This window comes from uncultured Nisaea sp. (assembly GCF_963974195.1).
Lineage (GTDB): Bacteria > Pseudomonadota > Alphaproteobacteria > Thalassobaculales > Thalassobaculaceae > Nisaea.
In genome coordinates this window covers 1-7,121 of sequence record NZ_CAXBDC010000154.1, presented here as the reverse complement: position 1 = coordinate 7,121, position 7,121 = coordinate 1, and the positions used below count along the sequence as shown (strand labels likewise).

Here is a 7,121-nt window from a genome sequence, read left to right as displayed (position 1 = left end):
CATGACCATCTTGATGGCCAGCAGCATCAGGCCGAGGCCGATGAAGAACCGGGCAATTGCCCGGCGCCGGGAATTCTCCGACGACAGGAAGGCGGTGACGCCGATGAACAGGAAGACCGGCGACATCCAGGAGACGTCGAAGGCCAGAACCTGAACAACGATGGTGCTGCCGACATCCGCGCCGAGCATGAGGGCCAGCCCGGCCGGAACGGCGATCATCCTCCGGCCGCCGAACGATCCCACGATCAGGGCCGTCGCCGTGCTGCTTTGCAGGATGGTGGTGATGCCGAGGCCGGTCAGGAACGAGCTGAAGCGGTTCCGCGTGGCCGCGGCGACACCCCGGCGGATACCGGAGCCGAAGGCCCGTGTCACCCCTGTACGCACCATGCGGACGCCCCACAGAAGCAGGGCGACTCCGCCGGCAATGTTGATCAGTAGTTCCATGGACCTGTCCGCGCCCTGGCTGGACGCTGTTGGATGCCGTTACTAGATAATCGCGTGCCGCACCTTCGCCGATACCCACTCGCTGACCAGCACGGTGATCAGGATCAGGATGAAGATCAGGGTGACTTGCGGCCAGGCGAGCACGTTGAGGCTCTCCTGCAGGCGCAGGCCGAGGCCACCGGCGCCGACCAGACCGAGAACCGTCGACTCGCGGATATTGATGTCCCAGCGGAATACGGTGATCCCGGCGAAGGCGGGCAGGATCTGCGGCACAACCGCGTAATCCATGATCTGTGCCTTGCTGGCTCCGGTAGCGGACACCGCCTCGACCTGGACCGCGTCGATTTCCTCGATGGCTTCATACAGAAGTTTCGAGACGAACCCGATGGACCGGAAGGCGATGGCAACGATCCCGGCCATCACGCCGGGGCCGATGATCGCGACCAGCAGCAATGCCCAGATCAGCGAATTGATCGAGCGGCTGGAGACAATGATCAGCAGGGCGACGGGCCGGACGAACCGGGTGCTCGGCGTGGTGTTGCGGGCCGCCAGGAAGGCAACGGGGACGGCCATGAACAGCGCCAGCAGGGTGCCGAGCGTGGCAATCGCAATGGTGTCCCAGAGCGGCTCCAGCAGGTTCGGGAGGTATTCCCAGCGTGGTGGGAACATGCGGCTGCCGATATCCAGCGCCTGGCGCGGAGCGTCATAGACGAAGGCCCAGATCGTGGTCTTCGTCATCACCTGCCAGCAGAAGATGAAGAAAGCGATCAATACCAGCCAGCCTAGCCACAGGGCGAGTTCCTGCCTGGTCGTGCGTTTGCGCCAGACCGGCCCGGATGTGACCTGTTCGGATGATGTTTGTGCCATTACTGAAGCCATTTCCGGACGTAGCCTGATGAATATTCAGCCGCCATCACGATCAGGATGATCAGGATCAGGATTGCAGCGGCGGAGTCGTATTCGTAGCGATCCATCGCCGTATTCAGCGTGGCGCCGACACCGCCGGCCCCGACGATGCCAATGACGGCGGACTCGCGGAAATTGATGTCCAGACGATAGAGGCTGAGCCCGATCAGGCGCGGCATGACCTGCGGCTGGATCGCGTAGGTCACGATCTGCCACCAGCCGGCGCCTGTCGCACGGACCGCCTCGGCCTGGCTCTCGTCGATATCCTCGATATCCTCGGCCAGCAGTTTGGCGAGGAACCCGATCGTGGCGAAGGACAGGGTCAGGAACCCGGCAAAGGGCCCGAAGCCGAACATCGCGACGAACAGAATGGCGATGATGATTTCCTGAAAGCTTCTGGACAGGGCGATGATGGCCCGGCAGACGGCATAAATAGGTAACGGAGCAATGTTCCGCGCCGCGCCGATGCCGATCGGGACCGAGATGGCGACCCCGACCACGGTCGAGGCGACGGCCATGGTCAGGCTTTCTTCCATGCCGATCAGGATATCTTCCCAGCGGCTGGTGAAATCAGGCAGCAGGAAGCCCTGAATGAAGCGCAGGCCGCGATCGAGGCCTTCCCAGACGCGCACCCAGTTGACCTCGACCGAGCTTACGGCGAGGACCATGTAGAGCAGTGCGCCGAGATAGAGCGACCAGCGCAGCCAGGAACGCTTGATGAAAGGCGGCCGTGTCCATGTCGTCGGAAAAGAGGGGGAGGTGGCTGTCGTCATGTCAGCCCCGCCAGGCGTTCGCGGTCGATTGCCGCTGCGTGTTCCTCGGCGCTTTTTTCCTGTACCTCATCCGTATCGTCGGTCTCTTCGTCGACCTTGCGGATGGTCGCGGACCAGTCCTCTTCGCCGTAGATCCGGGTCAGGACTTCGGCGTCCAGATCGTCCGGGCTGCCGTCGAACACGACCTTGCCACCCTGCAGGCCGATGATGCGCTGGACGAATTGCTGGGCAAGGGCCACGTCGTGAATGTTGATGATGGCCGGAAGGCCGCGCTCGTCGCAGATCTCGATGATAAGACGCATGATCTGGCGTGAGGTTTTCGGATCGAGCGAAGCGGTGGGCTCGTCGATCAGCAGCAGGTCCGGATCCTGTTCAAGTGCCCGGGCAATGCCGACGCGCTGGCGCTGGCCACCGGACAGGGCATCCGCCCGCTTGTTCACATGCGCGCTCAGACCGACGCGGTCGAGCAGGCGGTATGCGTTCTCGACGGATTCCGGCGGGTATTTGCGGAAGAAGCTGCGCCAGAAGCCGACATAGCCGAGCCGTCCGGAAAGAACGTTTTCCATAACGGTCAGCCGCTCGACCAGGGCGTATTCCTGGAAGATCATGCCGATCCGCCGCCGGGCCTGGCGCAGACCGCCACGGCTGAGCCGCGTGATGTCCATATCGCCCAGGGAAATCTTTCCGGCCGAAGGCTCGACCAGCCGGTTGATGCACCGGATCAGAGTGGATTTACCGGCTCCCGACGGCCCGATCAGGCCGATGACCTGACCGGGTTCGACTGTAAGACTAACGTCGGTGAGCGCCCGATCGCCTGTCCCATAGATTTTTGACAGACCTTCAAGTCGCAACATTCAAGGCGCTCCTCAACTCGTTTCGGCGATCGCTCTGTGCGATCGCCTGTCAGGTTTAAGTGTCTGGATTACTTGCAGGCGTAGGAAACGCCATTGGCAGTGTCGATCTTCCGGATCACTTCCCAGTATTCCTGGTAGGTGATCGGGATGAACTGCTCTTCACCGGAACGGGCGAACTCTTCTTTCAGAGCGGACCCTTCCCAATTGAAGGTGAAGAAGGCTTCCTTGATCTTTTCCTGCAGTTCCGGCTTCAGGTTGTAGACGTAGCCGAACCCGGTGGTCGGGAAGGTCTGCGACTTGTAGACGGAAACAACCTGATCCTGCTTGATCACATCGCGGGCGACCATGCGGTGCCAGACGGAGTTGGCGATGGCGGCAGCCGGATAATCCTTGTTGGCGACGCCGAGGATGGAGTTGTCGTGCTTGCCGGAGAAGACCGGCTCGAAATCGCGGTCCGGCAGCATGTCGTAATCGGCCTTCAGGATGGCGGACGGTGCCTTGAAGCCGGAGTTCGAGGTCTGGGAGGTAAAGGCCATCTTCTTGCCCTTGATATCCTCGACCTTCTCGATGCCGCTACCCGGATAGGTGATGATTTCCATGTTGTAGCCGAAGTTCCCGTCCTTCGACGCCATGATGGCGAAGGAGACGAACCCGGCGCAGTTCACAGCCAGCGGGTTGGAGCCGGTGTTGAAGCCCGCAATATGCAGGCGGCCGGCACGCATGGCTTCGATCTGGGCGGCGTTGGACTGGACCGGGAAGAACTGGACCTTCTTGCCCGTCACGTCTTCCATATGGCGCAGGAAGCCATCCCAGACCTTGGCATAGACGGCGGGATCCTCGACCGGCGTATAGGCGAAGATAAGGGTGCTCGGATCGATCTGCTGGCTCGGATCGGTCGGTGTGTCGGCGACCAGATCGCCGTTCTTGTCCTGGAACCGCGCGTCGAGAGCATGGGATGCGCCGGACCAGCCCATGGTCAGGGCGCCGACGGCGACTGCGGCGAAACGAATAATCCCGCGTGTGTTCATAACGGGTAACCTCCCTGTGTTCAGATTGGGCACCTCATTTACCTGAAGTGCGTTTTCATTTGAAGATACAGACTTTCATTCGAAAGCGAACCTTTCGTCAGAATAATCGAATTGTCGAGCGGAACCGTATGGCTATCAAGAAATTTCCGGCGCTGCGGAACGGCGCGCGGATGGTTTCGTTCGCTCGACCGTAACCATTCAGGGTTTGCTTGCACCTGGCCCGATAGCGAATCGAGGGCGTCATTTTCCGGCTTCTGAGGCGTCCAGCGCCGCTTTCGGGCGCCGGGACGGCTGCTCAGGCCTCGCGGTCGAGTTCTCCGAAATCAAGCACGGGGGCCGCGTCGATTTCCTCGGCGTCGAGCATTGTGGCGACCCGCTCCAGGCCCGCCACCAGCATCATCTGCTCCCAGTCTTTCAGCTTGTCGAAGCGTTTCCGGAACAGTTCCTGAAGATCGTCCGGTGCTTCGGCCAGCCTGATGCGCCCGCTGTCGCTGAGTTTGAGCCAGACCTGACGGCGATCGGTGTTGCCGCGCTGTTTCACCACCAGTCCCTTGGCTTCCAGCTTGTGGACCAGGGATGTGGTCGTCGCCTGGGTGATCCCCAGCCGGGAAGCGATGGTCCCCGCCGTGCATTCGACCTCGTCGGCGAGGGTCTGCAGCAGCAGGAGCTGGGATGCCGTGAGGCCCGATTCACGGGACAGTGCCCGGGCACGGTTTTCCGTGGCCCGCAATATCCGGCGCAGCACGACGAGGGCGTGTTGTGACTGGTGGTCCATTTTGTCTCCGAAAGCTCGCGGCCCGACTATGACCCGAGCGGGCGATAGCGAGAAATTGTTTTAGTTTTATGAGCTAAATAATTATTTTGCCTAAAGGGCCTGCTTATTTTGATTCACAGACATAATAATGCCTAATTCCGACATGAGAGTTGGGCATCGAAATTCAGAAAAAATGCGATTAAAGGCGCCTCGGAAACATAAATGTCTTGTTTGCGACATGGCAATAACGTTGACAAAATTAGTTAGGCTAACTAAATAACAGCCACCTACTCAAAAGGGGTGGCTATGAAGATCGAGATAACAAAAGACGGATCGCGCCATAAGGCGGGCCGAAAAGATGGTGTGACCTTTCGTCGTCCGACATCGACGGACGGCGCGTCTGTGTGGAACCTGATCGGTGACCTGGACGCGCTCGACGATAATTCCATGTACTGCAACCTCCTGCAGTGCACCCATTTCGCGGAGACCTGCGTGGTTGCGGAGTTGGACGGGAACGTGATCGGCTGGGTATCGGCCTATCTTCCCCCGGCCAAGCCCGGAACCCTGTTCGTCTGGCAGGTTGCCGTCGCTCCCCAGGCACGCGGACGCGGGCTGGCGAAAGCCATGCTGCGCGACCTGCTGAAGCGGGGCGCCTGCGAGGACGTGACGCATATGGAGAGCACCATTACCAAGGACAACGAAGCGTCCTGGGCTCTCTTCCGGTCGATTGCCGGAGAGATCGAAGGCGATCTCAACCACAACCCCCATTTCCGGCGCGATCAGCATTTCGATGGTGAACACGCGACGGAACATCTGGTCCGCATCGGGCCAATCGAGAGCGAACGCTACGCCAGCGCGGCCTGACAGCCGCCGCCATACGCTTGTTGGCGTTCGCCCATCCAAGAAAAATCAGGCCACAAGGAGCCGAAAATGACGAACGATCTTTCCGTTTACGAGAATGTCGAATCGAATGTGCGCAGCTATTGCCGCAGCTTTCCTGTCAGCTTCACCAGCGCCTCCGGCGCGGAGATCACCGGTGCGGACGGCAAGACCTATATCGACTTTCTGGCCGGCTGCTCGTCGCTGAATTACGGCCATAATGACGAGGACATGAAGCAGGCGCTGGTCGACTACATCACCAGCGACGGCATCACCCACGGTCTCGACTTCCACACGGAAGCCAAGGGCGCTCTTCTGGAGGCGTTCGACCGGATCATCCTGCAGCCGCGCGAGATGGATTACCGTCTGCAATTCACCGGCCCGACCGGCGCCAACGCCGTGGAAGCGGCGCTGAAACTTGCGCGCAAGGTCACCGGCCGTGACCGGATCGTTGCTTTCACCAACGGTTTCCACGGTGTGACGCTTGGTGCGCTGGCCTGTACCGGTAACGGCTATCACCGCAAGGGCGCATCCCGCCCGCTCGATGGTGTCGATCGCATGCCGTATGAAGGCGCGCTCGGCAAGGACATCGACTCCCTCAAGGTGCTTGAGGAAATGTATCGCAATCCGTCCAGCGGCTTCGAGGCGCCGGCGGCTTTCATTCTGGAAACGGTCCAGGGCGAGGGCGGTCTGAACGATTCCAGCGCCGAATGGCTGCAGGGCGTCGAACGTCTGGCCCGCGAGCTGGGCGCTTTGCTCATCGTCGACGATATCCAGGCCGGTTGCGGCCGGACTGGTACCTTCTTCTCCTTCGAGAAGATGGGCATCGCGCCGGACATCGTGACCATGGCGAAATCGCTTTCCGGCATGGGCCTGCCCTTTGCCATGACGCTGCTGCGTCCGGAACTCGATATCTGGTCGCCGGCAGAGCATAACGGCACCTTCCGTGGCAACAACCACGCCTTCGTCACCGCCCGCATCGCCCTGGAGAAGTTCTGGTCCGATGCCAGCTTCTCCCAGAAGGTCGAGGCGAAAGCGGAATTGCTGGAAGGCAAGCTGAAGGAAATCGCCATCAAGACCGGCGGCAAGGTCAAGGGCCGCGGCATGTTCCGCGGCGTCGATGTCGGCTCCGGCGAGCTGGCGGAGGAGATCTGCCGCGAATGTTTCGAGAACGGCCTGATCATCGAAACCTCCGGTGCCCATGGCGAAGTGGTCAAGGTGCTGGCGCCGCTGACCATCGAGGTCGGCCTGTTCGAGCGCGGTCTCGACATCATGGCAGAGGCTGCCGCGACTGTGGTCAAGGCCCGGCTTTCGGCCGCAGCCTAACGCCCAAAACGCATTTCAATTCACTTCAAGATACGAGAGTTAAAGATGATTGTTCGTTCCTACGATGAGTGCCGCGATACCGACCGCCATGTTGTGACGGAGGGCTGGGAAAGCGTGCGCATGCTGCTGAAGGACGACAAGATGGGCTTCAGCTTCC

At 60.7% G+C, this 7,121-nt stretch carries 9 protein-coding genes; 3 read left to right on the top strand and 6 right to left on the bottom strand.

The genetic code is table 11. The features are described from left to right. The 6 genes from AAC126_RS21040 to AAC126_RS21015 all read right to left on the bottom strand — a co-directional run. A partial coding sequence (locus tag AAC126_RS21040) for a Na/Pi symporter (protein ID WP_339857229.1) occupies window positions 1-444 on the bottom strand: 444 nt, incomplete at its 3' end. A 42-nt stretch (window positions 445-486) separates the two neighbouring features. Further along, window positions 487-1,311, bottom strand: a complete 825-nt coding sequence (gene phnE, locus AAC126_RS21035) for a phosphonate ABC transporter, permease protein PhnE (protein WP_339857228.1) — start codon at window positions 1,309-1,311, stop codon at window positions 487-489. Continuing rightward, window positions 1,311-2,123, bottom strand: coding sequence for a phosphonate ABC transporter, permease protein PhnE (gene phnE, locus AAC126_RS21030; protein WP_339857226.1), 813 nt, complete (start codon window positions 2,121-2,123; stop codon window positions 1,311-1,313). The genes phnE (AAC126_RS21035) and phnE (AAC126_RS21030) overlap by 1 nt, the downstream gene beginning before the upstream one ends. After that, window positions 2,120-2,977, bottom strand: coding sequence for a phosphonate ABC transporter ATP-binding protein (phnC, locus tag AAC126_RS21025; protein WP_339857224.1), 858 nt, complete (start codon window positions 2,975-2,977; stop codon window positions 2,120-2,122). The genes phnE (AAC126_RS21030) and phnC overlap by 4 nt, the downstream gene beginning before the upstream one ends. Window positions 2,978-3,045: 68 nt before the next feature. Next, entirely contained in the window at window positions 3,046-4,005 is a 960-nt protein-coding gene (gene phnD / locus AAC126_RS21020; protein WP_339857222.1) for a phosphate/phosphite/phosphonate ABC transporter substrate-binding protein, read from the bottom strand. A 295-nt stretch (window positions 4,006-4,300) separates the two neighbouring features. After that, entirely contained in the window at window positions 4,301-4,780 is a 480-nt protein-coding gene (locus AAC126_RS21015; RefSeq protein ID WP_339857220.1) for a MarR family transcriptional regulator, read from the bottom strand. Between the two features lie 342 nt (window positions 4,781-5,122). Between AAC126_RS21015 and ectA the strand changes: the two genes are divergently transcribed. The 3 genes from ectA to AAC126_RS21000 form a co-directional block, all read left to right on the top strand. Continuing rightward, window positions 5,123-5,623, top strand: a complete 501-nt coding sequence (gene ectA / locus AAC126_RS21010; protein WP_339857218.1) for a diaminobutyrate acetyltransferase — start codon at window positions 5,123-5,125, stop codon at window positions 5,621-5,623. Between the two features lie 66 nt (window positions 5,624-5,689). Beyond that, window positions 5,690-6,964, top strand: coding sequence for a diaminobutyrate--2-oxoglutarate transaminase (gene ectB, locus AAC126_RS21005; protein WP_339857216.1), 1,275 nt, complete (start codon window positions 5,690-5,692; stop codon window positions 6,962-6,964). A gap of 45 nt (window positions 6,965-7,009) precedes the next feature. Continuing rightward, a partial coding sequence (locus tag AAC126_RS21000) for an ectoine synthase (protein ID WP_339857231.1) occupies window positions 7,010-7,121 on the top strand: 112 nt, incomplete at its 3' end.